The following is a 24,376-nucleotide window of genomic DNA, read 5'->3' as shown; positions in this document are numbered from 1 at the left end:
AGCCCACGAAAGGCCCCCACCCATGCCCCTCCAGCGCCGGATCCTGATCCTCGTCTCCGCCGTCGTGCTGCTCGCCGCCATCGGTGCGCTCGCCGTCGTACGGGCCTCCTCGCGCGCCGAGGAGAAGAACAGGGTCCAGGCCGGCGGGCCGCCGATCACCCGCGGCGAGGTGTCCCTCGCCGCGGGCGCCGGCGGCCGGCGCATCGTCTTCCGGAACATGGCCTGGGGGCCGCACCGCGACGAGCTCGCCACCGCGGCGGCCGGCGCCCCCGAAGGCCCGCGCACCGCCTCCGGGGTCAGCTGCCTGCGCTTCCACGCCGCCGCCGGCGCCGGGATCTGCCTCCAGGCGGACAAGGGCGGAGTGCAGGACGCCTACAAGGCGGTGGTCCTCGACGCCGGGCTGAAGGAGGTCGCCACCCGCCCGCTGGCGGGCATCCCGACCCGGGCCCGGGTCTCGCCCGGCGGCCACCTGGTCGCCTGGACGGTGTTCGTGGGCGGGGATTCGTACGCCGGTACGAACTTCTCCACCCGGACCTCCCTGCTGGACCTGCGCAGCGGGACGTACGACGCCTCGCTGGAGGACTTCACCATCCACAAGGACGGCAAGACCTACCGCAACGCCGACGTGAACTTCTGGGGGGTGACCTTCGCCGCGGACGAGCGCACCTTCTACGCCACGCTCGCCACCGGCGGTCAGACGTACCTGGTCCGCGGCGACCTCGTGGCACGCACGGTGACCACGCTGCGCGAGAACCTCGAATGCCCGTCCCTGTCGCCCGACGGGACCCGCCTCGTGTTCAAGAAGCGGGTGCCGGGCCTGTCACCGGACGCGCCGTGGCGGCTGTACGTCCTGGACCTGGCCACCATGGCCGAGGCCCCGCTCGCCGAGGAACGCAGCGTCGACGACCAGGTGGTGTGGACCGACGACAGAACCGTCGTCTACTCGCTGCCCGGGGACTTCGGCGCGGACCTCTACTCCCTGCCCGCCGACGGCAGCGGGGCCCCGGCCCGGCTGATGACCTCGGCCCTCGCCCCCGCCTTCCTCGGCTGACACCGGGAAGAGGGGGCGGGGCGGAGGCAGGGGCGGGCGTCCGGACCCTCGGAGGAGGACCGTTACGCCGGGATGAGCGTCTTGCGGCGCCGCTTGCGCTGCGCCGCGGCCGACAGCCGCAGCTCGATGACCGACCGCACGGCCGGCCACTCCTCGTCGAGGATCGAGTAGAAGGCCGTACTGCGCACGGCGCCGTCCAGGCCACGGGAATGGGCCCTGCGGACCCCTTCGCTGGTGAACCCGAGCCGTTCCATCGCGGCGCGCGAGCGTCCGTTGCGGGCGTCCGCGCGGAGCGAGATACGCCGGACCCCCCACGTCTCGAAGGCATGGCGGAGCATGAGCAGCTTCGCCTCGGTGTTGATGCCGGTGCCCTGGGCCGCCGGAGACAGCCAGGTATTGCCGATTTCGGCGGCATCGGGGATCGCCGTTGCCGGATCGCCGAACGGGACCCCCGGCACGGCGGGCCACACCAGCGGCCCCTGCCAGTAGTCGAGTTCCAGGAACCGGGTCGAACCGACCACCCGACCGTCGGTGGCTCTGACCACCGCGAACGGGAGCGATCGACCCGCCGCCTGATCGGCGAGGGCACGGTCGATGTACTCGTGTGACGCCTGCAACCCGTGGGGCACGGGAGTGAAGGCGTAAGTCGTACGATCCTCGGCCCCGGCCAGGGCCAAGGCCTCGGTGTGGTGGGGGGCGAGGGGCTCAAGCCGCACGGAGCGGCCGGCGAGGAGTACGGGTACGGGCACGGAGCCTTCGGTCCTTCTGGGCGGTGGGGTGGTTGCACAGTCTGCGTCCCTGACGTCGCCCCCCGTGCAAAACACGGGTGAAAGGCAACGGGCTGTCAGGTGAACGCGAGTGGCTCAATGTAGCCCCTTGGAGTCCTTCCATGAACCCCCAAATTGGCAATGGCGCGACACTCTTTTTCGAGGACTTGGGTCCCCGCGACAGAGCCCCCGTAATCCTGATCCACGGACATCCGTTCAACCACTCGATGTGGTCCCCCCAGACGGCCGCACTGACCACGGCCGGTTACCGGGTGATCACCCCTGACCTGCGGGGATACGGGAAAAGTCCGGTGCTGCCGGGCAAAACGCCGCTCGCCGGCTTCGCCGATGATCCCGCCGCTCTGCTCGACCGTCTGGACGTCGAACAAGCGGTCGTCGGTGGTGTGTCCACGGGCGGCCGGACCGCCATCGAGTTGCGGTGGCGCCACCGGCCCCGAGAGCGCTGCCGCCGCCCTGCGCGGGCGGGCCGAGCGGCCCGACTGCGCCCCGGTGCTCGTGGAGCTGCCGGCCGAGGTGCCCTGCCTGATCGTGGTACGGACGGCCGGTGAAGTGGCCCGGGCGGATACTCCGTGAATGGACCACCGGAATGGGCCATTCGACTGATCCAATGGCCCGGTGACGATACGGATCCTGCCTCCGCCCGGAGCGCCGCGCCGACTGGCCGCCGCACAACTGAGCAATTCCGTCGGCGACGGAGCCTATTACGTGTGCTCGGCGCTCTACTTCACCCACGTGGTGGGTCTCTCGCCCGCCCAGATCGGCCTGGGGCTCACGGTCGCCTGGGCGATCGGCTCGGTCGCCGGGGTCCCGCTCGGGGCGCTCGCCGACCGGCGCGGTCCGCGCGGCACGTCCGTGGCGCTGGCCGTGGCGACGGCCGGGTCCGTCTGCTCGTTCCTGGTCATCCGCTCCTTCTGGGCCTTCCTGGCCGCCGTGGTCGTCTACGCCACCGCCCAGTGCGGCCTCGCCGCGGCCCGCCAGGCCCTCCTGGCCGGCGTGGTCGCCCCCGAAGAGCGGACCGGCGTACTGGCCCACCTCCAGGCCGTCCTCAACGGCGGCCTCGCGGTCGGCGCGGCCCTCGGCGGCCTCGCGCTCGGCGTCGGCACCGAGCGCGCCTACCTCGCCGTCTTCGCGCTCGACGCCGCGGCCTTCCTGCTGTGCGCCGCCGTGCTGCTGCGGCTGCCGGCGGTGGCGCCCACGGCCGACCGGGCGGCGGGGGAGCCGCGCCTGGCCGTGCTCCGGGACCGCCCGTACGCGCTGGTCACGCTGATCAACGCGGTACTGCTGCTGCGGATGCCGCTGCTGAGCCTGGCCATCCCGCTGTGGATCGTGGAGCGCACGCAGGCCCCCGGCTGGCTGGTGTCGGCGCTGTTCGTGCTCAACACGGTGGCCGTGATGCTGTTCCAGGTGCGCACGGCGCGTCCCGTGACCGATCTGGACACCGCCGGGCGGGCGCTGCGGATCTCGGGGCTGGTGATGGCCGCCTCCTGCGCGGTGTTCGCCCTCTCCGCGCTGCCCCGGGCGGGATGGGCGGCCGCGGCGCTGCTCGTGGCGGGGGCCGTGCTCCAGGTGGACGCCGAGATGCGGCAGTCCGCGGGGTCCTGGCAGATCGGCTTCGAGCTGGCCCCCGCCGAGCGGATCGGCCAGTACCAGGGGTTCTTCGGCACGGGGGTGCCCGTGGCCAGGACGCTGGGCCCGCTGGTGCTGACCTCGCTGCTCCTGCTCTGGGGCATCCCCGGCTGGCTGCTCCTCGGCGCACTGCTGCTGGCCGCTTCGTACGGCATGGGCCCGGCGGTGCGCCTGGCCCGGAAGACCGCCTGACCGGGGGGCTTTCGGCGGGGCCCTTCGGCGTGCGGACCGGTGACGAACGGGGCTACCGGGCCCCGGCCGGCCGGTGTCAGTCTGTCTGCAGGGTGGTGCGCAGCCGGTAGCGGTCCCCGCTGTACTCCACCGTGGACAGCAGGAGCGGCCGCTGCTGCTTGGTGTACACCGTCTGGTCGAGTACGAGTACGGGCGCGCCCTCGGCGATGCCCAGGTGGCCGGCGAGCTCCCCGTCGGCGTTGCGCGCCTCGATGGTCGCCTCGGCGCGGTCGGGTTCCACGCCCCAGCGGCGCAGTTCCTCGAAGAGGGAGGTCTCGCGGAAGTCGGTGCGGGCGAGGTCGGGCGCGAGTTCGGCGACGACCAGGGTCCGGTCGACGGCGATCCGTACGTCGTTGAGCAGCCGGACCCGCTCCAGGCGCAGGAGCGGGGTGCCCGCGGGCACGTCGAGGCGGTCGGCGTCGTCCAGGGAGGCCGTGACGGTGTCGTGGCGCAGCACCACGGAGCTGGCGCGCATGTGCTTGCGCCGTGCGGTGGCGGTGAAGGACTCCAGGTCCTTGGGCCACTCGCGGGCGGGCGCGGGCGCCACCGGGGCCGCGACGAACCAGCCGCGCCCGTGGGAGGCGGTGACCAGGCCCTGTTCGACGAGCCGGGCGAGCGCCCGGCGCAGGGTGACGCGGGAGACGTCCAGCCGGGTGCACAGTTCGCGCTCGGGCGGCAGCTTGCTGCCCTCGGACAGGCCGCGGCGGGCGATCTCCTCGCGGATGCGGTCCGCGGCCTGGGCCCACAGGGGGTCCGCGGCGCGGGCGCCGGAAGGGGCGTCGGCGAGGGCGGAGTCGTCGGTCATGGGGCAAAGCATACCTCTTGCTACCACTTCGGCTGGCTTCGGTCCCTGGGCAGTCGGGACCTAAGCCCTCGTCTTGATATTTTCTGTAAGACCACAAGAGACCACTGTTGACCAATCCAAAACCACTGGCTACCTTCGAGTCGTCCCCACCACCCCGCTCGACGAGGAGCACCAGATGAGTACGGCCACAGTCCCGGCCACGGCGCCGGCTGCCGGAAAGAAGCCGGGCCGGATCATGCCGGTCCTGCAGCGCATCGGCCGCAGCCTGATGCTGCCCGTGGCCACGCTGCCGGCCGCGGCCCTGCTGACCCGCCTCGGCGGCGCCGACCTGCTGGGCCGGGACAACTTCCCGGTGATCATCCAGAAGCTCGCGATGGTCCTGGCGGCCGCCGGTGACACCGTCTTCGCCAACCTTCCGCTGCTCTTCGCGGTCGGCGTGGCCATCGGCTTCGCCAAGAAGTCGGACGGCTCCACCGCACTCGCGGCCGTGGTCGGCTACCTGGTCTTCAAGGCCGTCCTCGCCAGCCCCGCCTTCCCCAAGGGCGTGGACGGCGAGCCCCTCGACGCCAAGGTGCTCGGCGGCATCGTGATGGGGCTGGTCGCGGCCCTCCTCTACCAGCGGTTCAGCCGCACCAAGCTGCCGGAATGGCTCGGCTTCTTCGGCGGCCGCCGCCTCGTCCCCATCCTGAGCGCCTTCGCGGGCGTCGGCATGGGAGTGGTATTCGGAGTGGTCTGGCCCACCGTCGGCGGCTGGTTCTTCCACTTCGGCGAGTGGCTGGTCGGCACCGGCGCCTGGGGCGCGGGCCTCTTCGGCCTCGTCGTCCGGGCCCTCATCCCGATCGGGATGCACCACTTCTTCTCGGTCTTCCCCTGGTTCGAGGCCGGCTCCTTCGTCAACCCGACCACCGGCACCGAGGTGCACGGGGACATCGCCCGCTTCCTCGCCGGCGACCCCACCGCGGGCCAGTTCATGACCGGCGGCTTCCCGATCTACATGTTCGCGCTGCCGGCCGCCGCCATGGCCATCGCGCACACGGCCCGGCCCGAGAACCGGACCATGGTCAGGGGCATGATGATCTCCGTCGCGCTGACCTCCTTCGTCACCGGCGTGACCGAGCCCATCGAGTTCGCCTTCATGTTCGTGGCCCCGCTGCTCTACGCGATCCACGCCTTCCTCTTCGGCGTCTCGATGGCCGTCTGCTACGCCCTCGGCATCCGCGACGGCTTCGGCTTCTCCTCCGGCGCCATCGACTACATCGTCAACTACGGCATCGCCACCAAGCCCTGGATGCTCATCCCGATCGGCCTGGCCTTCGCCGCCATCTACTACGTGCTCTTCCGCTGGGCGATCGTGAAGTTCGACCTCCCGACACCGGGCCGCGAACGCGACGAGGAAGGCAAGCCGCTCACCAAGGCCGACGCCTCCTGAGCCGGGGGCCGGCGGCCCGCCCGCCCGGCCCCGCTCCGCCCGGCCCCTCGCCCGACCGCCCCGTACGACACCGGTACGACAGCCTCGTACGCCACCCGGTACGCCGCCCGCCCCCGCCCGCCCGAACCGGCGGGGGCCCGCGGCCCCCAGACTTCGCTAAGGACCCCCCCACCATGTCCGCATCCCGCATCACGTTCCTCGAAGGCCAGGCCGACCAGGGCGCGGCCCTCGCCCGCATCGCCGACCGCGTCCGCACCCAGCTCGCCTCCCCGGAGCTCGCCGGACTGCGCACCGCCGAGCGTCCCCTGTTCACCGGCATCGGAGCCTCGTACGCCGCCCTCGCCGTCCCCGTGCAGCAGCTCCGCGAGGCCGGGATCGTCACCCAGCGCGTGCTGTCCAGCGAGATCGAGACCGGCACCGCCGGCTTCGACACCGACTGCCTGATCGCCGTCTCGCAGGGCGGGCGCAGCTCCGAGACCATCGCGGCCTTCGAGTGCGCCGCCCCGGGCATCACCAAGACGGCCCTGCTCAACGTCGTCCCGTCCCCGCTCGGCGACCTCGCCGACCTCACCGTGGACCTCGGCAACGAGCCCGACTCGTACGCCTCGACCATCGGCTACACCGGCACCATCGTCGCCCTCGACCTGATCGCCGGGGCCGTCGCGGGCCGCGCGGGCGACCCGTGGGGCGAGATCGCCGAGCAGACCACTGCGATCCACGCGCAGGCCACCGAGATCGTGGCCGGCCTGCGCGAGCGCGGCGCCCGCTGCATCGCCTCCGACGGCGTGGCGGCCGGGGCCTCCCGGGCCTCCGCCGAGGAAGGCGCACTGCTGCTGCGCGAGGTGGTGCGGATGACCGCGGCCCACTCGGCGACCCGCAACTACCTGCACGGCGAGATGGAATCGGCCGGCAACACCCTCCACCTCGTCTACGGCGACGGCCGCGAGATCGAGCTGGCCCGCTCGCTGGCGGGCGCGGGCCACCTCACGCTGCTGATGACCACGGCCGAGGTGGAGCCGGCCGACAGCCTGTCGGTCGTCCGCCTGCCCGAGGTCGCGGACGCGGTCCGGGTCGTCCTGGAGACGGTGGTCCTGCAGGAGCTGGTGGCCCAGCTCAGCGCCGAGCGCGACGTCCCGATCGAGTCCTTCGTCTTCGCCAACGACGACACCAAGCAGGGCGGCCTCGACATGTCCGACTTCGAGGTCGCGGCCTTCACCCAGGCCTGAGCCCCGGCCGCCGGCGCCACGGTCCTGCGATCCTCGGATCCCGCGGGCCGTGGCGCTTCGGCGTGCCGGGCCTCGCCGTCGCCGTTCCCCTCCCCGGCGCAGTGCGGCGCGACGGCGGCCTGAGATCATCTGCGGATGGATCGCTTCGTGACGGACCCCGCCCGATTCGCCGCCGCCGGCAGTCTCGGGGACTGCGCCCGGCTGCCCGAGCCGGCTCCCGGCATCGTCGCCTGCCCGGAGCCGGAGCCGGAGCCGGAGCCGGACCCGGACCTCCACGACGACGGGTACGGAGCCTGAGGTGGACGAGGTACTGGAGGAACTGCGCTCCGTCGGCCCCTTCTTCACCGTGGCGTACGGGAAGGAGCCGCCCGGCCCCGGTTTCAGGCCGCTCGGCGAGCTCTACGGGGAGCGGCTCGGGCCCTACGTCGCCGAGGTCGGGCGGCGCATCGGGAGCGGGCCGGGGCGGGTGGCGGCTTCGACCGCGCAGTTCGGGATCGTCTCGCGGCTCTGGTCGCTCGGGCTCGGCTGCGCCGTGCTCGCCGGGCGGGTCCCGGACCTCGGCCCCGGCAGCCTGTGGTGGCGGCTGCCCGGCGCGGGGTCGCTGGAGCTGTGGCTGCCCGAGCCGGCCGCGTCCCCCGGGGAGACCCCGGCGCGGGCCCTCGCGGAGACCGTTCTCGGCAACCTCGCGGTGCTCGACACGGCACTGCGCGAGCAGTTCGGAGTCTCCCCGCTGGTGCTCCGCGGCAACGCCGCCTCCGGGCTGGTCGGAGCCGTCCGGGTGCTCACGGACCGGGTGCCGGGAGAAGCGGCGGCGGAGCTCGCCGCCGCGCTGCTCGCCGACGGCGGCCCGCTCGGCGGGACCGGTGCCTTCATCCACGAACCCGGCCTCGGGGTGGCCTTCACGCGCCGCAGCTGCTGCCTGTACTACAAGGTGCCCGGCGGCGGGCTCTGCGGGGACTGCGTGCTGCGGACCCGGTAACGGAGCCCGGCCGTTCGGAGCAACGGAGCGTGTGGCGCACGGCGACGCGCCCGCCGGCGCTTCTACGTTCCCTGCCATGAAGCACGAACACACCGCGCCCGAGGCCCACGCGCCCGCCCGCGGGGTCTCCCGCCGCACCGCCCTGACCGGCCTCGCCGCCGCCGGGGCCGGAGCCCTCGCCGTCGGAGCGGGGGCGGCCCCCGCGTGGACCGCACCGGCACCGGCGCCCGCCGCGACGGCACCCCGGGCCGCGGCCGCAGCCGCATCCGCCGCTGCCCCCGACCCCTCGCCCGGCGCCATGAAGCTCTTCGCCGACCCGGGCTTCAACTTCGCCGGCCTCTTCGCCCTGGGCGCCGCCGGCATGCGCGCCTCCGAGGTCGGCGAGGTCCTCACCGCCGTCAACACGATCAACGCCGCCGGACTGTCCGAGCAGACCTTCACCGACACCTTCCGCGGCTGGGGCGACCGTCTCGCCGCGCCCCCGGCCGCCGGCCGGCACGGCCGCGAAACCCCCTCGCAGACCCGCAGGTTCCGTTCGCTGCGGGCGGCCCAGTACTACACGCAGGCCCTGTTCTACGTACTGGGCACCGACCGCCCCGGCGACGAGCAGGAGGTCTACCTCCAGGGGCGCCGAGCCTGGGACACCTTCACGCAGCTCTGCTCCCCGGCCGCCGTCCGGTCGAAGGTCCCGTACGGCAACACCCGGCTGCCGGTCTGGTTCTTCCGCCCCGAGGGGCACCGCCCGTCCGAACCGCGGCCCACCGTCATCCTCACCAACGGCAGCGACGGCCAGAACGTCGACATGTGGACCTACGGGGTGTCCGCGGCCCTGGACCGGGGCTGGAACGCCCTCGTCTACGACGGTCCGGGCCAGGGCGAACTCCTCTTCGTCCAGGAGCTGCCCTTCACCCCGCGCTGGGAGCAGGTGGTCGGCCCGCTGATCGACTGGCTGGAGCGGCGCGAGGACGTGGACCGTTCCCGCATCGCGCTCACCGGCCTCAGCATGGGCGGCAACCTCGTCGCCCGCGCCGCCGCCTTCGAACCCCGTATCGCGGCCCTCGTCTGCCAGCCCGGCTGCGTCAGCCCCTGGCTCGGCTTCGACAAGGAGCTCCGCGACGTGGTCACGGCCGACAAGGCGCAGACCAACCGGGTGTGGAACGAGGAGGTGGTCCCCGAGCTCACCCCGCAGCTCGCCTACACGGTGAAGAAGAGGTTCGAGATCTTCTCCGAGGAGGCGCTGCGGGCGGCCCGCGCCGGGCGGATCTTCACGGACCTGTGGACCCCGGCCCAGCGGGCCATCAGCCTGGACGTCACCGCCGTGGTCCCGCGGATCAAGGCCCCGACGCTCGTCCTGGACTACGACTTCGAGCAGTTCTACCCCGGCCAGCCCCGGCGGATGTACGACCTGCTCCGCTCGCGGCGCGAGTACGTGAAACTGACCGAGGCCACCGGGGCGCAGTTGCACTGCTCCCCGATGGCCCCGCAACAGCACTGCGACCTCGTCTTCGACTGGCTGGCCGACGTCCTGCACCGCTGATGATGCGGGCGGGCGGGAGCCGGCAGGCCGGCTAGAAGGTCAGGTTCCAGGCGTCGATCTTGCCGGTGTCCGCGCTGGCGTTGTCGTTCACGCGGAGCGTCCAGACACCGTTGGCCACCTCGCTGGAGGCATTGACGGTGAAGGACTGGATGATGTTGTCCGTGCTGCCGCCGGCCCGGTTGCTCAGGACGTAGACGGAGCCGTCCGGAGCCACGAGGTCGACCTTGAGGTCACCGATGTAGGTGTGCTTGATGTCCACGCCCACCTTGAGGGTGGCCGGCGCGTTGCCGGTCACCCCGCTGACGGTGATGGCGCTGTTCACCGTCGCGTTGTCGGTGATCGCGACGTCGGTGAGGTTCTCGAAGTACTTCCCGGGGGGCGGGGTCGAGCCGCCGACCGCCTTCAGTGCGTCGACCTGGCCCTCGCCGAAGAACCCGTTGTTGGCCGTGGTCCCCTTGCAGCGGGTGTCCGACGGGCAGGCGGTGTCGTTGGCCTGGGTGGCCAGCGCGGTGCGGATCTGCGCCGGGGTGAAGGTCGGGTTGGCACTGGCGATCAGCGCCGCGACGCCCACGACGTGCGGGGTGGCCATCGACGTACCGCTCTTGGTGCTGTAACCGCCGCCGGGGGCCGTGGAGTAGACGCTGCTGCCCGGCGCCGCGACGTCGATGACGCCCTGGCCGAAGTTGGAGAACGAGGCCTTGGTGGTCCCGGTGCCGTTGGCGGCGACGGTGACCACGCCCGGGAGCTCGGTCGGGATGTCGAGGCAGGCGTTGGTGATGGTCCGGGTGGTCGGCGTCGAGTCGTTGGGGCTCGCCGAGTCCGTGGTCTTGTTGGCGAGGTCGTAGTCCTCGTTGCCCGCCGCGGCGACCTGGAGCGAGCCCTTGCTCTCCGCGTACTCCTGGGCGCGCTTGACGCCCTCGATGATCGCGGCCTGGTCGATGTTGTCCGGGCAGTTGAACTGCCACGGGTCCGTGTAATAGCTGTTGTTGGTGACCTTGAACCCGTGGTCGCCCGACCAGACGAAGGCGCAGATGGTGTTCTCGGCGAAGAACAGCGAGGTGCCCGGCTCGGCCACGCGGACCGAGGAGATCTTCACGCCCGGGGCCACGCCGACGACGCCCTTGCCGTTCTTGGCGGCGGCCACGGTGCCGGCCACGTGCGTGCCGTGGGTGTCCACGTCGCGCCAGGCGCCGGCCCGGGTGTCCGCCTTGCCGTAGGCGCAGGAGGCGGAGTCCGCGGCGTTGAAGTTCGGTGCCAGGTCCTGGTGCTGGTCGTCGACGCCGGTGTCCAGGATGCCGACCTTGACGGAGGCGGATCCGGTGGTCACGGCCCAGGCCTGGTCGGCCTTGATCTGGCTCATGTCGGCGCGCACGGGCTCGCCCGCGGGGGTCGTCGACTGGGCCGGGTTGGCGGGCAGCGCCGGGTTGTAGGCGTCGGCCGGGACGTCCGAGGTACGCGTCGCGCCGACCTTCTGGACCCCGCTGACCCCGCGCATGGTCGCGGCGAAGGTCGAGGAGGTCGAGTGGGCGACGATCACGCCGATCTGGTCGTAGTACGAGAAGACCGTGCCGCCGTTCGCCGTGACGGCGGAACGGACCACCGAGCTGTCACCGGCAGCGGTGATCACCACGTAGGCGCGGGTGCCGGCAGCCCAGGTCGCACTCTGGGAAGTCGGCGCCGGGGCCTGGGCGGTGCCCTTGGCGGGGGCGGAGGTGCCGGGGATGCCGGCCGGGGACACGGGCGCCGTGCCGGCGAGCGCGGCCGGTGCTCCGAAGGCCAGGGCGCCCAGGGCGGCCGCCAGCACGAGGGTACGTCGGGGTCGGCTGGATATGTGGGGTATCAATGCGTCCTCCGAAGACGGTCCTGCGGTGCGGGTGGCACCTACCGGGCCGTACGAAACGAGTGGTGGACGCAAGATGTCAGAAGCCCGCCCCGGTATGGAAGTACCTTTTACAGCTAGACCGTTCATCCGATCTTGGCTGAAAAATGACTCCCGAGTGAGGTGTCGGGTCCGGCCGGGCTGGGCACCGTGGGGGCGAGCCCTGCCCGGCCGGACCGCGGGCGGCCGCGTCAGACGGAGACGTCGTCCTTGGTGCCGCCCGGCTGGGAGGGTACGGCCGGTGCCTGCTCGTGAGCGTCGTCGGTGAGCGTGGTCTCGTCGAACGGCAGCCGTCCCGCCAGGACTTCGGTGGCCCGGGCCCGGTCGAACTCCTTGGTCCAGGTGCCGATCAGCACGGTGGCGATCGCGTTGCCCGCGAAGTTGGTCAGCGCCCGTGCCTCGCTCATGAACCGGTCGATGCCCACGATCAGGCCGACGCCGTCGACGAGTTCAGGCCGGTGGGACTGGAGTCCTCCGGCGAGCGTGGCCAGGCCGGCGCCCGTCACCCCGGCGGCGCCCTTCGAGGCCACGATCATGAACAGCAGCAGGGAGATCTGCTCGCCCAGGGCGAGGGGCTTGCCCATCGCCTCAGCGACGAAGAGCGAGGACATCGTCAGATAGATCGCGGTGCCGTCCAGATTGAAGGAGTAGCCCGTCGGGACCGTGATGCCGACCACCGGCCGCGAGACGCCCACGTGTTCCATCTTCGCGATCAGCCGCGGCAGCGCCGACTCCGAGGAGGAGGTGGACAGGATCAGCAGGAACTCCCGGCCCAGGTAGCGCAGCAGGGCGAAGACGCTGATCCCCGTACACAGCCGCAGCAGCGTGCCCAGGACCACGAAGACGAAGAGCAGGCAGGTCGTGTAGAAGCCGATCATGATGACGGCGAGGGACTTCAGCGCGTCCGTCCCGGTCGCCCCGACCACCGCGGCGATCGCGCCGAACGCGCCCACCGGCGCAGCCCACATGATCATCGCGAGCACCCGGAACACCAGCTTCTGGATGTACCCGATGCCGCGCAGCACCGGCTCGCCCGCCGCGCCCATGGCCTGCAGCGCGAACCCGCAGAGCAGCGCCACCAGCAGCGTCTGCAGTACCTCGCCCCCGGTGAAGGCCGACACCAGCGTGGTCGGGATGATCCCCAGCAGGAACTCGGGCGTACTCTCCGCGCCACCGGCCTTGGCCTGCGCCTCCCCGGCGTGCCGGGCCGCCTCGGTCAGGTGCAGCCCGCTGCCCGGCTCCAGCAGGTTGCCCACCACCAGCCCGATGGCCAGCGCCACCGTGGACATCACCATGAAGTAGCCGAGCGCCAGCCCGCCCACCGCGCCGACCTTGGCGGCCTTGCGCACCGATCCGATGCCCAGCACGATCGTGCAGAAGATGACCGGAGAGATCATCATCTTGATGAGGTTGACGAACCCGGTGCCCAGCGGCTTGAGCTCCACGGCGGTGCCGGGCGCGGCGAACCCGACGGCGATGCCGAGCAGCACCGCACCGATCACGGCGATGTACAGATAATGCGTCTTGTCGCGCCTGGCGGCCACGATGCCTCCTGGTAGAGCCTTCGCCTCCCCGATGACGAAGGCGTCCCGGGAGGACCATGGCCCGCCGCTGTGACCCCGGTCACCCTTGCGTTCATTGAGTTCACGCCCGGGTGCACACTGAGCGCCATGTTCCGCTTCCTCCGGCCGCCGCGCAGCCTCGCCGGCCAGCTCTTCGCCATGCAGGTGGTGCTGGTCGCCGCGGTCGTCGCCGGCTGCGCCGTCTTCGCGTACGCGACCGCCCGCGACCAGGCCGAGGAGGCCGCCCGGAGCCAGGCCGGAGCGGTGGCCCGCGCGGTCGCCGACTCCCCGTCGGTACGGGAGGCGGCGCGGGGAACCGGCCGCGAGGCCCTGCAGCCCTATGCGGAGCGGGTCCGCGTCGACGCGGGCGTGAACTTCGTGACGATCATGGCGCCGGACGGACGGCGCTGGACCCACCCCGACCCGATGCGCATCGGCGAACCCTTCCTCGGCAACACCGCCCCCGCCCTGAGGGGCGAGACCTTCAGCGAGACCTACACCGGAACGCTCGGTCCCTCCCTCCGCGTGGTCACCCCGATCACCGACGACGGCCGGGTCATCGGCATGGTCGCCGCCGGCATCACCGTGAGCGCGGTCAGTGCCCGCCTCGCCGCGCGGCTCTCGGCCCTCGCCTGGGTGGCCGGCGGGGCCCTCGCCCTCGGCGGGGCGGGCACCTACGTGGTCAACGCCCGGCTGCGCCGTCACACCCACGGGATGAACGCCGCCGAGCTGAGCCGGATGTACGACTACCACCAGGCCGCCCTGCACGGGGTCCGCGAAGGACTGCTGATGCTCGACGGCCGCCGCCGGATCACCCTCGTCAACGACGCGGGCCGCGAACTCCTCGGCCTGCGCGGGGAGGTCAAGGGGACCGCGGCCGCCGACCTCGGCCTGCCCGCCCCCCTCACGGGGGCCCTGCTCTCCGACCGGCCCCGGGTCGACGAGGTCCACCTGACCGTGGACCGCGTGCTCGTGCTCAACAGCGCGCCCGTCGCCGGCGGCGGCCGCCGGGGCACGGTGATCACCCTGCGCGACCACACCGAACTACTCTCGCTCACCGGTGAGTTGGACCAGGAGCGCGGATTCACCCGGGCGCTGCGTGCACAGGCCCACGAGGCGGCCAACCGGCTGCACACCGTGGTCTCCCTCATCGAACTCGGCCGCAGCCGGGAGGCGGTGGACTTCGCCACCGCCGAACTGTCCCTCGCCCAGGCCCTGACCGACGAGGTGATCGCCGCCGTCGGCGAGCCCGTGCTCGTCGCCCTGCTGCTCGGCAAGGCCGCGCAGGCCCATGAGCGGGGCGTCGAGCTGGTCGTCACCCCGGACAGCGGAGCCATCGGCGCCGGGCCCGGCGGCCCGCCCGCGCGGGACCTCGTCACCGTCCTCGGGAACCTCGTCGACAACGCCGTCGACGCCCTCACCGGTGTTCCCGGCGGCCGGATCTCCGTCACCGTCCGCCCCGACGGCCCGGACGGGCCGCACGGGCGCGGGGTGCTGATCGGCGTGGCCGACAACGGCCCCGGACTCCCCGAGGGCGCGGACGTGTTCCGGCGCGGCTGGTCGGGCAAGGGGGAGGGGCGGGGCCTCGGCCTCGCCCTGGTGCGGCAGGTGGCCCACCGGCACGGCGGCAGCGCCGAAGCCGATCAACTGCCCGACGGAGGGGCGCGGTTCACCGTACGACTGCCGGCGCGCGGGGAGGGGGACGCATGAGCACGCCCGAGGTGCGGGTCCTCGTCGTCGAGGACGATCCGGTGGCCGCCGACGCGCACGCACTGTACGTCGGGCGGGTGCCCGGCTTCACCGCCGTCGGGGTGGTCCACTCCCTCGCGGAGGCGACCCGGGTCCTGGAACGGACCCGGATCGACCTGCTGCTGCTGGACCTGACCCTGCCCGACGGCCACGGCCTGCGCTTCGCGCGCGGCCTGCGGGCCGCGGGCCACCCCGCCGACGTGATCGTGGTGACCTCGGCGCGGGACCTGGGGGTCGTCCGCGAGAGCGTCTCCCTCGGGGTGGTGCAGTACGTACTGAAACCCTTCGCCTTCCCCACCCTGCGCGAACGGCTCCTGCGCTACGCCGAGTTCCGCGCGACGGCGGCGGGCGAGGCGGCCGGCCAGGACGACGTGGACCGCGCGATGGCGGCCCTGCGCTCACCCCGGCCGGCCGAACTCCCCAAGGGCATCGGCGGGCCGACCCTGGACCGGGTCGCCGCGCTGCTGCGGGCGGCCCCCGAGGGGCTGACCGCGGGCGGGACGGCCGAGGCGGCCGGGATCTCCCGGATCACCGCCCGCCGGTACCTGGAGCACCTGGTGGACACCGGCCGCGCGGACCGCACCCCCCGGTACGGCCAGGTCGGCCGCCCCGAACTGCACTACCGCTGGCTGGCGGCGGCCCCGGCCGGGGCGGGCGCCGGCTCCGTATCGAAGGTGTAGAACTTCCGGTGGTCCAGCATGTCGGCCGGGGTCACGTCGTTCCACGGCCGCATGGTGTCGTGCAGGTCCACGACATTCGGGGTGCCGGCGGCCGGCAGGTAGGCCGACTGCGGGTGAAGCGCCTGCCAGTCGGCCCACAGCTTGTCGATGAAGGCGTGGTGCATCCAGAACACCGGGTCGTTCGGGGAGACCCCGGTGGCCATCTGGCCGCCCACCCAGACGTGCACCCGGTTGTGGAGGTTGGCCCCGCGCCATCCCTCCAGGGCGTTGCGGAAACCGCCGGAGGAACTGTTCCAGGGCGCCGCGTCGTACACCGGCATGGCGAGGACGGCGTCCACCTCGGCCCGGGTCGGCAGCTGGGCCACGCCGGTGCCGAGCGCGCGCCGCAGGTAGGAGCGCCCGTCGACCCGTACGGCTATCTCCCACTTGCCGGCCGCGTACGCGAACGGCCCGTCGAGCACCTGCCCGTCCCGGGCCCGTCCGGTACCGCCGAGGAAGTCGGCGGCCCAGAGGGAGGAGCGGGCGGTCCGGTCGGCCGTCCAGTCCCAGTAGGGCAGGGCCACCGACGGATCCACCGCCTGCAGCGCCGCCTCGAACTCCAGCAGAAACCGGCGGTGCCAGGGAAGGAAGGAGGGGGAGCGGTGGCCGACTCTGTCACCCGAGTCGGTGTCGCTCATGATGAAGCCGTTGTGCGTGGTGACGAAGCGGTCGTAGCGGCCGGTGCGCTTCAGTTCCAGGAGCGCGGCGGTGAACGCCCGCTTCTCCTCGGCGGTGAGCGCGGCCTGGTTCTTGCGGATGGTCATCACATGCCGCCCATCGGGACGAGGACGGCGCCCTGGAGCTCGCGCACGGCGGCGCGGGCGAGCGGGAGCGGGCCGGAGAAGGTCTCGTAGTGGTTGACCACGCTGATCCAGCTGCCGTCGGCGTTCTGCATCACGTGCAATTCGCGGCCGTCTATGAGGACGGTCGGCAGACCGGGGGACTGGTGGCCCCCGTGGTGGCCGCCGTGCTCGTGCCCGCCGCCCGAGGCGGGGACTATCCGTATGCGGCGGCCCTGGTAGACCTCGTCGACGGTGCCCGCGGGGTCGGCGGGTGCGGCGGTACGGGATCCGGTGACGGCGGCGTGCGCGGTGGCGCCTGCGAGGCCGAGGACGCTGAGTGCGCCGGCAGTGGCGCTCAAGGCCTGTCGGCGGGTGATCTTGTTCATGGCCCGAAGAGGTATCAGGGCGCGGGGAGCCCAGGGCTGTTATCCGGACATGCGTGGATAAGTTGCCCGTCGAACTACTTGGATGATCTTCCCGTCCGGACCGGCTCCAGTGGCCCGGACGGGAAGACCTGTGTGGAAAAGCTTAATGGACGGGAAATCCTGCGGTCGCACGGGGTGGCTATGGAAGGGATCACACCGAGGAGTCGGCCGGAAGCCGCAGTGAGAACCGCCCTCCGGGGCCCGGTCCGGCGCTCAGCGTCCCCCCGTGCGCCGAGGCGATGTCCCGCGCGATGGCCAGCCCGAGACCGGTCCCGCCCGCGTCCCGGCTGCGCGAGGCGTCGAGCCGGGTGAAGCGGGTGAAGATCCGCTCCCGGTCCGCCTCGGGGACTCCGGCGCCGTCGTCCCGGACCTCCAGGACGACCTCGCCGGGACCGGCGGGACGGTCGGGTCCCGGACGGGAGGGACGGGCGGGTCCGGCGGGTCCGGCGGGTCCGGCGGCTCCGCCCGTGACGGTGGTGACGGTCACCGTGACGTTCTCGCGGGCGTGCCGCTGCGCGTTGTCGAGGAGGTTGTCCAGCACCCGGGCCAACTGCCCGCGGTTGCCGCGGACCAGGGCCGGTGCCCCGGTGGTGCCCGTCACGACCGGCGCCGCCACCGGGACCCGGCCTTCGGGGCGCCGGGCCAGGGTGTCCCGTACGAGGTCGTGGAGGTCGAGGGCGGTCCGCTCGGGGGCCTGGCCGGCGTCGATGCGGGCCAGGAGCAGCAGATCGTCCGCGAGCTGCTGGACCCGGATCACGTCGTCCAGCAGCTCTCCGCCGTGCAGGAGCTGCGGATGGGCGATCCCGACCTCCACGTGGGCGCGCAGCGCGGCGATGGGGTTGCGCAGCTCGTGCGAGGCGTCGGCGACGAACCGGCGCTGGCGGTCCATGGACTCCTCCAGCCGGTCCAGGGTGGAGTTGACCGTCCGGGAGAGCCGCGCGACCTCGTCGCGCGAGGCCGGCACCGGCACCCGGCGGCCCAGGTCCCGCTCGGTGATCTCCGCGACCTCGGTACGGATCGCCTCCACCGGACGCAGGGCCCGGCCGGTGGAGCGCCAGGTGACGGCGGCCACGAGCAGGACCAGCAGCGGGATGCCCGGAACCATGGAGCGCAGGATCAGGCCCTGGGTGTACCGGGCGGTCTCCAGGCTGGTCCCGGCGTACACGGTGACCCCCGCACCGCCGGCCGTCGTCGCCCGGACGGCGACGAGCCGGAAGGGGTGGGGGCGGGGATCGGGCCGCAGCGCCAGGTCCAGGCTGCGCGCGGCCGCGTCGTGGCCGTCGGCGGGCTCGAAGGATGCCACGGGGCCGCGGCCGGCCAGGTTGTGGCTCGCGGCGAGGATCCGGCCGTCGTCGGTGACCACTTGGAGCAGGCTGTCCTCGCCGTCGGGGACGGCGAGACGGTCGACGAGCCGCCCCGAGCCGGCCACCCCGGCGACGGCCTCGGCGCGGGCCAGCGCGGTGCGCTCGGCGGAACCGACCAGCCCGTGGCGGATCACGCCGAGCAGGCCCGCGCAGGCGGCGAGCAGCGCGACGGTGACGATGGCGACGGCGCCGAGGGTGGTCCGCACCCGGACCGAACCGAGCGGCAGCCGGAACCGGTGGAAGCCGGAGGAGCCGCGGAGGGCCGAGAGGGGCCGGGACAGGGGCCGCGACGGCGGCCGGAGGCGCTTCACGGGGTGGCGGCGGGCTGCGGGACGAGCCGGTAGCCGATCCCGCGAGCGGTGTGCAGCAGCGGCTGCGCGGAGTCCCCGAAGGGGCCCTGGAGCTTGCGGCGCAGCGCGCTCACGTGCACCTCCACCACGTTCGGATCGCTGTCGGCGGGCAGGTCCCAGACCTCCTCCAGCAGGGCACCCTTGGACACCGCGACCCCCGGCCGCCGCGCCAGCACCGCGAGGAGGTCGAACTCCTTGGCGGTGAGCGGGATCTCGGCACCGGCCCGGGTGCACCTCTTGGTCCCGGGCTCCAGCACGAGGTCGCCCGCCTCGACCACGGCCGGCCGGGTGGCGACCCCGCGCCGCAGCAGGGCGCGCAGGCGGGCCTGGAGCACCAGATAGGAAAAGGGCTTCGTGAGGTAGTCGTCGGCGCCGGTGTCGAGGCCCTCCGCCTCGTCGTACTCGCTGTCCCTGGCGGTGAGCATCAGGATCGGCGTCCAGAGGCCGGCGGCCCGTACGGTCCGGCACACGCGGTGTCCGTCGAGACCCGGCAGCATCACGTCGAGGATGATCGCGTCGTAGACGTCGGTGAGTGCGAGCCGCAAGCCCTCCTGCCCGTCGTGGGCCACGTCCACCCGGAGCCCCTCGGCCTCGAATCCGCGGCGTAGGACCGAGGTCAGGGAGACCTCGTCCTCGACGATCAAAATGCTGCTCATTGTCCGGATCCTACCTATTGGTGCGGGTCTCCTCAGTGGCGGGTGTGCTGCGACCAGTCGTAGTAGTCCCGTCCGAAGTTGCCGGACCGGTCGCGGATCTCCTGCTCGGAGGGGCGGCCGGTGCTCCTGTCGTCCCCGCTGCCGCCTTCGCCGCCGTTGTTGCCGCTGTCCTTCGCGGTGCCCTTGCTGCTGTCCTCGGCGGTGTCGTCGCGGCGGTTCTCCTCCTTCTGGTGGCGGGCCACCCCGCCCGTCTTCGCGTCGACGTCGATCGCGTGCCGGACCGGGCCGTCGCTGACCTCGATCTGCCACAGCGGGGTGCCCTCGGTGCCCTGGATGGACAGCTCGGAGACGAAGCCCGCGCCCGCCTTCGCCACGGCGGTGCGGACGGCGTCCTCGCGGTCCACGCTCGCGGCGGCCAGCTTGGCGAGCGGAATCTCCAGGTACTGGCGGGCGCGTTCCGGCATCCGGTCGGCCCGGTTGCCGAGCAGGGCCCCGGTGGTCGCGTCCACGGAGAGGTTGTGCACGCGCGGCTCGGCGGTCACGAGGTCGATCTCCCAGACCCGGGTGCCGTCCTGGGTCGCCAGATCCACGTTCGTGATCCTGCCGCCGGAGACGGACTTCTCGGCGGTCGCCATGGCCTGGACGCGGGAGGTCTTCGGGCCGCCCTGTTCGGCCGGGCCCTGCTCCGGAGCCGCCGCGGGGGATCCGGGGGTGCCGGCGGGCTCGGTGGCCCCGGTCCCGGTCCCGGTCCCGGCCTCGGTCCCGGCCGCCGCCGGGGCCGCGCTGCCGGCGGCGCGGGCCTTGTCCACGCCGGCGTCGGAGCCCGAGCCGCCGCAGGCGGTGAGCGAGAGGGTGAGGGCCCCGGCCGCGAGGGTGGCGGCCAGCAGTCGACCTCGGCGCGCGGCGGCGGTGGCCTTCCCGGTGGCCGTGGCCGTGGCCGTGGCCGTGACCGTCGGCGTGGCGGTGGCGGTGGCGGTGGCGGTGTCAGTGGCGGTCGTGCGGATGTGCATGGGGCCCTCCCGAGCGGCTGTCTCACCGGCTGGTGATGACTCCACTCTCGGGGGCCCTCCTGAACCCTCCCTGAAGCATCCTGAAGGCGACTTCAGGATGATCTGTCCGGGTTCATCCCGATATAGTCCCGCTATGGCTCTCCATGAGACGAAGGACCTGCGTGCCCGCGACGCCGAGACGGACGTGTTCGCGTCCACCCTCAGCGGCGAGATCCTCCCCAAGTACCGGATGCCCGAGGACCACTCGCCCTCCGAGGTGGTCTACGAGCTCCTCCACAACGAGCTGCTCCTCGACGGCAACGCCGCCCAGAACCTGGCCACCTTCTGCACGACGTGGTCGGACGACGGGGTCCACCGGCTGATGAACGAGTGCCTCGACAAGAACATGATCGACAAGGACGAGTACCCGCAGACGGCCGAGATCGAGGCCCGCTGCGTCAACATCCTGGCCGATCTGTGGAACGCCCCCGCCGGCACCACCGGGACCGGCTGCTCCACCACCGGCTCCAGCGAGGCCGCCATGCTCGGCGGACTCGCCCTCAAGTGGCGCTGGCGCGAGCGCCGCCGCGCCGCCGGACTGCCCACCGACCGGCCGAACCTGGTGTGCGGTCCGGTGCAGGTCTGCTGGGAGAAGTTCGCCCGGTACTTCGACGTGGAGCTCCGCCAGCTCCCCCTGCTGCCCGGAGCCACGGGACTCAGCCCCGAGCAGCTCGCCGCCAACGTCGACGAGAACACCATCGGCGTGGTCGCCATCCTCGGCGTCACCTACACCTGCGTCTACGAGCCCGTCGCGGAGATTTCCGCCGAACTCGACCGGATCCAGGCCGAGCAGGGCTGGGACGTGCCGATCCACGTGGACGCGGCCAGCGGCGGCTTCGTGGCCCCCTTCCTCCACCCCGACGTGGTCTGGGACTTCCGGCTGCCGCGCGTGGCCTCGGTCAACACCTCCGGGCACAAGTACGGCCTCGCTCCGCTGGGCGTGGGCTGGATCGTCTGGCGCACCGCCGACCTGCTCCCGGCGGACCTCGTCTTCTCCGTGGACTACCTCGGCGGGGACATGCCCACCTTCGCCCTCAACTTCTCCCGGCCGGGAGGAGAGATCATCGCCCAGTACTACCTGTTCCTGCGGCTGGGCCGGGGCGGCTACCGCCGGGTCCAGCAGGCCTGCGCCGACACCGCCCAGTATCTGGCCCGCGAGATCGAGACCATCGGCCCCTTCACCCTGCTCTACGACGGCCAGGGCGCGCTGCCCGCCGTCTCCTACCGGCTCACCGACCCGCAGGGCGCGGGCTTCACCCTCTACGACCTCTCCGACCGGCTCCGGATGCGCGGCTGGCAGGTGCCCTCGTACCCGCTGCCGGCCGAGCGGGACGACACGGTCATCCAGCGGGTCCTGATCCGGCACGGGGTGACCCGCGACCAGATCGCGCTGCTCGTCTCCGACCTGCGCAACGCCGTGGAACACCTGATCGCGCACCCGCAGCCCGTCCCTGCGGCCCCGCCCCGGTCCGGCTTCCACCACTGACCCGGCCCGCCTCACGGGCCCGGCTTCCCTCCGGCGGCGCGCGTCCGGCGCGCGTCCCATGCACGGCTCCGGCGCTCAGGACGCCGACCAGCGCATCCCCAGCTCCGTCAGCGCGGCCGTCCGCTCCGGGGTGAGGGAGGCGGCGCGGGAGCGCTGGTTGGCGATCCAGGAACCGAGGCGCAGGTCCCGGTCGCCGACCCGCTCCACGTGCGCGCGCGGCACCCGCAGGTGCCCCTCGCGGTCGTGGAACCGGCGGGCCGCCTCCAGGTGGGCCGCCCACGCGTCCGCATGGGCGACCCGGGGCCTCGGCCGGTCCTCGCCCTCCGCCGGAGTCACCCCGAGGGTGTGCTCCAGCAGCCAGCGCTGGGCCCAGGCGAGGCGCTCCCAGGACGCGCGCTGGCCGCGCAGCCACACGCCGAGGTCCTCGCCCTGCACCACGGCCTCCCCGGGTCGCGCCGGGAGCCCGCCGCCCGCGTCCAGGTGGACCCGGGTCAGGTGGAAGGCCCGCTGCCAGGAGATGTCCCAGGACGGGCACCAGGAGGCGTCGATGGCCTCCAGGGCCTCCCGCCGTTCCTCGGACAGGGCGCCGGGGCCCTCCCGTCGGGCCGCCGCCCGCTGGTTCTTGACCCAGACCCCGACCGGGGCGCCGCGCCAGGTGGCTTCCACGGGAGGCAGCAGGTGGCCGTGCTCGGCGGCCCAGCCGCTCGCCGCCGCGAGCCCCTCCTCGAACGCCACGTCGAAGTGGCTCCACACCATGCCCAGTTCGTCGAGCTGCGCCACCCGACGGTGACCGAGCGCCCCGCGCCGGTACGTGCGCCGCGCATCGGCGATCCACTGGCCGAGCGGGAACCGGGCCAGCGCCGGCGGCCACGGAGCCCCGGCCCCCGGCCCCTCCACGGCGGCGGAGTCGGCCCGCGCGTCGGCCGGTACGTCGGTGCGTACGTCGGCCCGTACGTCCGCCCGCGCGTCGGCCTGTACGTCGGCCCGCGCGTCCGCCCGTACGTCCGTCCCGGCGGGCACCTTGAACGAGAAGGGCACCTTCAGGTCCCCGGCGAGCCCGGCGTAGATCCGGGCGGCCTCCACCCCGCGCCGCCAGTGCTCGTGCTCCGGGTGCAGGACGCGCAGCCGGACGAAGGCCGCCAGCAGCGCCGGGTCGCGGGGGGTGGAGAAGCTCAGCAGGGACTGCGCGCCGCCGCGCAGCCCGGGGCCGGCCACGGACTCCGCGGTGCCCGGAGCCGTACGCCGGCTCGGGGCCTGGGGCTGCGCCAGGGATTCGACGAGCCGGGTGTCGTGGGCCCGTAGCGCCTCCAGCAGCCGTGCGAGGTCCCCGTACGCCCGTGAGGTCAGCATCGTCTCGGGGGACTCGCCGGGCCCCAGCAGCACCGGCACCACGAGGGAGGCGACCTTGCCCTCCCCGGGCCGGATGCGCAGCGCCCGGCCGACGGCCTGGACCAGGTCGGGCATGGAACCCCGGACGTCGGCCCAGAAGACCGAGTCGCACTCCTTGGTGTCCACGCCCTCGCCCAGCACCCGGACGCTGCCCAGGAAGGCCTTGTCCGCGACCCGGTCGTCCGCGAAGGCGCCCAGCACGCGGCGCCGGTGCGCCGCCGTGTGCTGTCCGCACAGCCAGTCCGCCCAGACGGTGCGCGGGTACACCGGCCGCGGTGCCCAGCTCTTGGCGCGCAGCCGGGCGGCCACCGCGGGCAGCCCCGCCGCGAAGGCCTCGGCCTCCTTGGTCAGGTGGTGGAAGACGAGGGTGCGCCGGAAGCCCTGTTTCACGGCCGCCGTCACCAGCGCCGTCTGGAGCGCCGCGAGCCGTACCCCGCGCACGGCGTCGGAGCGCCCGTCCGCGCCGAGCAGTACGGCCGCCTGGAACTCCGGATCGCTGACGTCCACGCAGACCACCCGGTAGGGCGCGCAAATGCCCCGGTCGACGGCCTCCGAAAGGGTCAGGGTGTAGCAGCGCGCGCCGAACGGCCCGTCCGGATCGTCCTCCATGGAGGCCACGAGGTCGCCCCGGCCGCGCGGCCCGTCCGGCCGGCCGGAACCAGCGGCGGCCTCGTCGCCCTCGGCGGAGGCGGAACCCTCGCCGTCCTGCCAGACCCTCGGCGTGGCCGTCATGTACAGCCGGCGGACCGAAGGGATCCGGACGTTGTCGTGCACCACCGCCCAGGGCTTGCCGATCCGCCCCGAGGTCCGGTGCGCCTCGTCGACCACGACGAGGTCCCAGCCGGGCAGCCCCTCGCGGTGCGCGCGCTCGATGGTGCCCAGGCCGAGCGAGGCGTACGTGGCGTACACCGTGACCCGGTCGACGGGCGGGCCCGCCCAGCCGGCCAGTTCGGCCGCGTCGGTGGTGGTCGGCACCCCCGCGTCCTCGCCGCGCAGCGAACACACGGCGAGGGCGCGGCCGGTCCGGCCGCCTTCGCGCCAGGCCGCCGCCGTCTGGACGAGGAGGTCCAGGGAGGGCACCAGCACCAGGACCCGGCCGGCCCGCAGTTCCTCGGCCGTGTGCACGGCGACCAGCGACTTGCCGGAACCCGTTGCCATGATGACCTGCGTACGGAGCCCGGTCCGTGGGACCCTGCGCCCGGCGGGCAGTTCCAGCGCCCGCACGGCGGCGTCGACGGCCTCGCGCTGATGCGGACGGAGTTTCTGCCTGCTGATGCGCCCCACCTCCCCCCGT

21 protein-coding genes are annotated in these 24,376 nt (G+C 73.3%); 11 read left to right on the top strand and 10 right to left on the bottom strand.

The genetic code is table 11. The features are described 5' to 3' along the window. Nucleotides 1-22 precede the first annotated feature (22 nt). Nucleotides 23-1,051, top strand: coding sequence for a TolB family protein (locus tag ACIA8F_RS16460; protein WP_399379353.1), 1,029 nt, complete (start codon nucleotides 23-25; stop codon nucleotides 1,049-1,051). Between the two features lie 62 nt (nucleotides 1,052-1,113). On the opposite strand, the gene ACIA8F_RS16455 is transcribed toward ACIA8F_RS16460, so the two are convergent. Then, on the bottom strand, nucleotides 1,114-1,800 hold the full coding sequence (locus ACIA8F_RS16455; protein WP_254380534.1) for a GNAT family N-acetyltransferase: 687 nt from the start codon (nucleotides 1,798-1,800) through the stop codon (nucleotides 1,114-1,116). Between the two features lie 140 nt (nucleotides 1,801-1,940). Here ACIA8F_RS16455 and ACIA8F_RS16450 point away from each other — a divergent pair, with 140 nt between their 5' ends. After that, the gene (locus tag ACIA8F_RS16450) at nucleotides 1,941-2,387 is read left to right on the top strand and encodes an alpha/beta fold hydrolase (RefSeq protein ID WP_399379351.1); all 447 of its coding nucleotides are present in this window, start codon (nucleotides 1,941-1,943) and stop codon (nucleotides 2,385-2,387) included. Nucleotides 2,388-2,454: 67 nt separating this feature from the next. Further along, complete coding sequence (locus ACIA8F_RS16445; RefSeq protein ID WP_399379349.1) at nucleotides 2,455-3,657, top strand: MFS transporter; 1,203 nt, start codon at nucleotides 2,455-2,457, stop codon at nucleotides 3,655-3,657. 76 nt (nucleotides 3,658-3,733) lie between these two features. On the opposite strand, the gene ACIA8F_RS16440 is transcribed toward ACIA8F_RS16445, so the two are convergent. Then, a complete protein-coding gene (locus ACIA8F_RS16440; protein WP_399379347.1) occupies nucleotides 3,734-4,501 on the bottom strand; it encodes a GntR family transcriptional regulator in 768 nt (255 codons plus the stop codon). A 175-nt stretch (nucleotides 4,502-4,676) separates the two neighbouring features. On the opposite strand from ACIA8F_RS16440, the gene ACIA8F_RS16435 reads away from it, so the two are divergent. The 5 genes from ACIA8F_RS16435 (at nucleotide 4,677) to ACIA8F_RS16415 (ending at nucleotide 9,672) form a co-directional block, all read left to right on the top strand. Next, nucleotides 4,677-5,930, top strand: a complete 1,254-nt coding sequence (locus tag ACIA8F_RS16435; RefSeq protein ID WP_399379346.1) for a PTS transporter subunit EIIC — start codon at nucleotides 4,677-4,679, stop codon at nucleotides 5,928-5,930. Nucleotides 5,931-6,103: 173 nt separating this feature from the next. Continuing rightward, the gene (locus tag ACIA8F_RS16430) at nucleotides 6,104-7,156 is read left to right on the top strand and encodes an SIS domain-containing protein (RefSeq protein ID WP_399379344.1); all 1,053 of its coding nucleotides are present in this window, start codon (nucleotides 6,104-6,106) and stop codon (nucleotides 7,154-7,156) included. A gap of 135 nt (nucleotides 7,157-7,291) precedes the next feature. After that, entirely contained in the window at nucleotides 7,292-7,453 is a 162-nt protein-coding gene (locus ACIA8F_RS16425) for a hypothetical protein (RefSeq protein ID WP_399379342.1), read from the top strand. Nucleotide 7,454: 1 nt separating this feature from the next. After that, the gene (locus ACIA8F_RS16420; RefSeq protein ID WP_399379340.1) at nucleotides 7,455-8,135 is read left to right on the top strand and encodes a (2Fe-2S)-binding protein; all 681 of its coding nucleotides are present in this window, start codon (nucleotides 7,455-7,457) and stop codon (nucleotides 8,133-8,135) included. 76 nt (nucleotides 8,136-8,211) lie between these two features. Continuing rightward, nucleotides 8,212-9,672 carry an alpha/beta hydrolase family protein gene (locus tag ACIA8F_RS16415; RefSeq protein ID WP_399379339.1) on the top strand — a complete coding sequence of 487 codons (1,461 nt, stop codon included), beginning with the start codon at nucleotides 8,212-8,214 and terminating at the stop codon, nucleotides 9,670-9,672. A gap of 31 nt (nucleotides 9,673-9,703) precedes the next feature. Here the strand turns inward: ACIA8F_RS16415 and ACIA8F_RS16410 are convergent, their stop codons facing one another. After that, nucleotides 9,704-11,476, bottom strand: a complete 1,773-nt coding sequence (locus ACIA8F_RS16410) for a S8 family serine peptidase (RefSeq protein ID WP_399379337.1) — start codon at nucleotides 11,474-11,476, stop codon at nucleotides 9,704-9,706. Nucleotides 11,477-11,742: 266 nt separating this feature from the next. Further along, nucleotides 11,743-13,095 (bottom strand): cation:dicarboxylate symporter family transporter, encoded by a 1,353-nt coding sequence (locus ACIA8F_RS16405; protein ID WP_399379336.1) that lies wholly within the window; start codon nucleotides 13,093-13,095, stop codon nucleotides 11,743-11,745. A 126-nt stretch (nucleotides 13,096-13,221) separates the two neighbouring features. On the opposite strand from ACIA8F_RS16405, the gene ACIA8F_RS16400 reads away from it, so the two are divergent. Then, nucleotides 13,222-14,823: an ATP-binding protein gene (locus tag ACIA8F_RS16400; RefSeq protein WP_399379334.1), complete on the top strand. Its 1,602-nt coding sequence runs from the start codon at nucleotides 13,222-13,224 to the stop codon at nucleotides 14,821-14,823. Further along, nucleotides 14,820-15,542, top strand: coding sequence for a response regulator (locus ACIA8F_RS16395; protein WP_399379332.1), 723 nt, complete (start codon nucleotides 14,820-14,822; stop codon nucleotides 15,540-15,542). Before ACIA8F_RS16400 ends, ACIA8F_RS16395 begins: the two co-directional genes overlap by 4 nt. Here ACIA8F_RS16395 and ACIA8F_RS16390 read toward each other — a convergent pair. The 5 genes from ACIA8F_RS16390 to ACIA8F_RS16370 form a co-directional block, all read right to left on the bottom strand. Next, nucleotides 15,482-16,345: a tyrosinase family protein gene (locus ACIA8F_RS16390; RefSeq protein ID WP_399379330.1), complete on the bottom strand. Its 864-nt coding sequence runs from the start codon at nucleotides 16,343-16,345 to the stop codon at nucleotides 15,482-15,484. The genes ACIA8F_RS16395 and ACIA8F_RS16390 overlap by 61 nt on opposite strands. Further along, complete coding sequence (locus tag ACIA8F_RS16385) at nucleotides 16,345-16,749, bottom strand: tyrosinase cofactor (RefSeq protein ID WP_399379328.1); 405 nt, start codon at nucleotides 16,747-16,749, stop codon at nucleotides 16,345-16,347. The genes ACIA8F_RS16390 and ACIA8F_RS16385 overlap by 1 nt, the downstream gene beginning before the upstream one ends. Nucleotides 16,750-16,939: 190 nt before the next feature. Continuing rightward, nucleotides 16,940-18,463 carry a sensor histidine kinase gene (locus ACIA8F_RS16380; protein WP_399379327.1) on the bottom strand — a complete coding sequence of 508 codons (1,524 nt, stop codon included), beginning with the start codon at nucleotides 18,461-18,463 and terminating at the stop codon, nucleotides 16,940-16,942. Then, complete coding sequence (locus ACIA8F_RS16375; RefSeq protein WP_399379325.1) at nucleotides 18,460-19,158, bottom strand: response regulator transcription factor; 699 nt, start codon at nucleotides 19,156-19,158, stop codon at nucleotides 18,460-18,462. The genes ACIA8F_RS16380 and ACIA8F_RS16375 overlap by 4 nt, the downstream gene beginning before the upstream one ends. A 32-nt stretch (nucleotides 19,159-19,190) precedes the next feature. Continuing rightward, nucleotides 19,191-20,168: a PepSY domain-containing protein gene (locus ACIA8F_RS16370; protein ID WP_399379323.1), complete on the bottom strand. Its 978-nt coding sequence runs from the start codon at nucleotides 20,166-20,168 to the stop codon at nucleotides 19,191-19,193. A gap of 133 nt (nucleotides 20,169-20,301) precedes the next feature. Between ACIA8F_RS16370 and ACIA8F_RS16365 the strand changes: the two genes are divergently transcribed. Then, nucleotides 20,302-21,693 (top strand): glutamate decarboxylase, encoded by a 1,392-nt coding sequence (locus tag ACIA8F_RS16365; protein ID WP_399379321.1) that lies wholly within the window; start codon nucleotides 20,302-20,304, stop codon nucleotides 21,691-21,693. A gap of 75 nt (nucleotides 21,694-21,768) precedes the next feature. Here the strand turns inward: ACIA8F_RS16365 and ACIA8F_RS16360 are convergent, their stop codons facing one another. Further along, nucleotides 21,769-24,366: a Helicase associated domain protein gene (locus tag ACIA8F_RS16360; RefSeq protein WP_399379319.1), complete on the bottom strand. Its 2,598-nt coding sequence runs from the start codon at nucleotides 24,364-24,366 to the stop codon at nucleotides 21,769-21,771. Between the last annotated feature and the right edge of the window lie 10 nt (nucleotides 24,367-24,376).

The organism is Streptomyces sp. NPDC051563, assembly GCF_044454225.1.
Taxonomy (GTDB): domain Bacteria; phylum Actinomycetota; class Actinomycetes; order Streptomycetales; family Streptomycetaceae; genus Streptomyces.
Note: the sequence above shows the minus strand (reverse complement) of the source record. Positions and strands in the feature narration are given on the sequence as shown.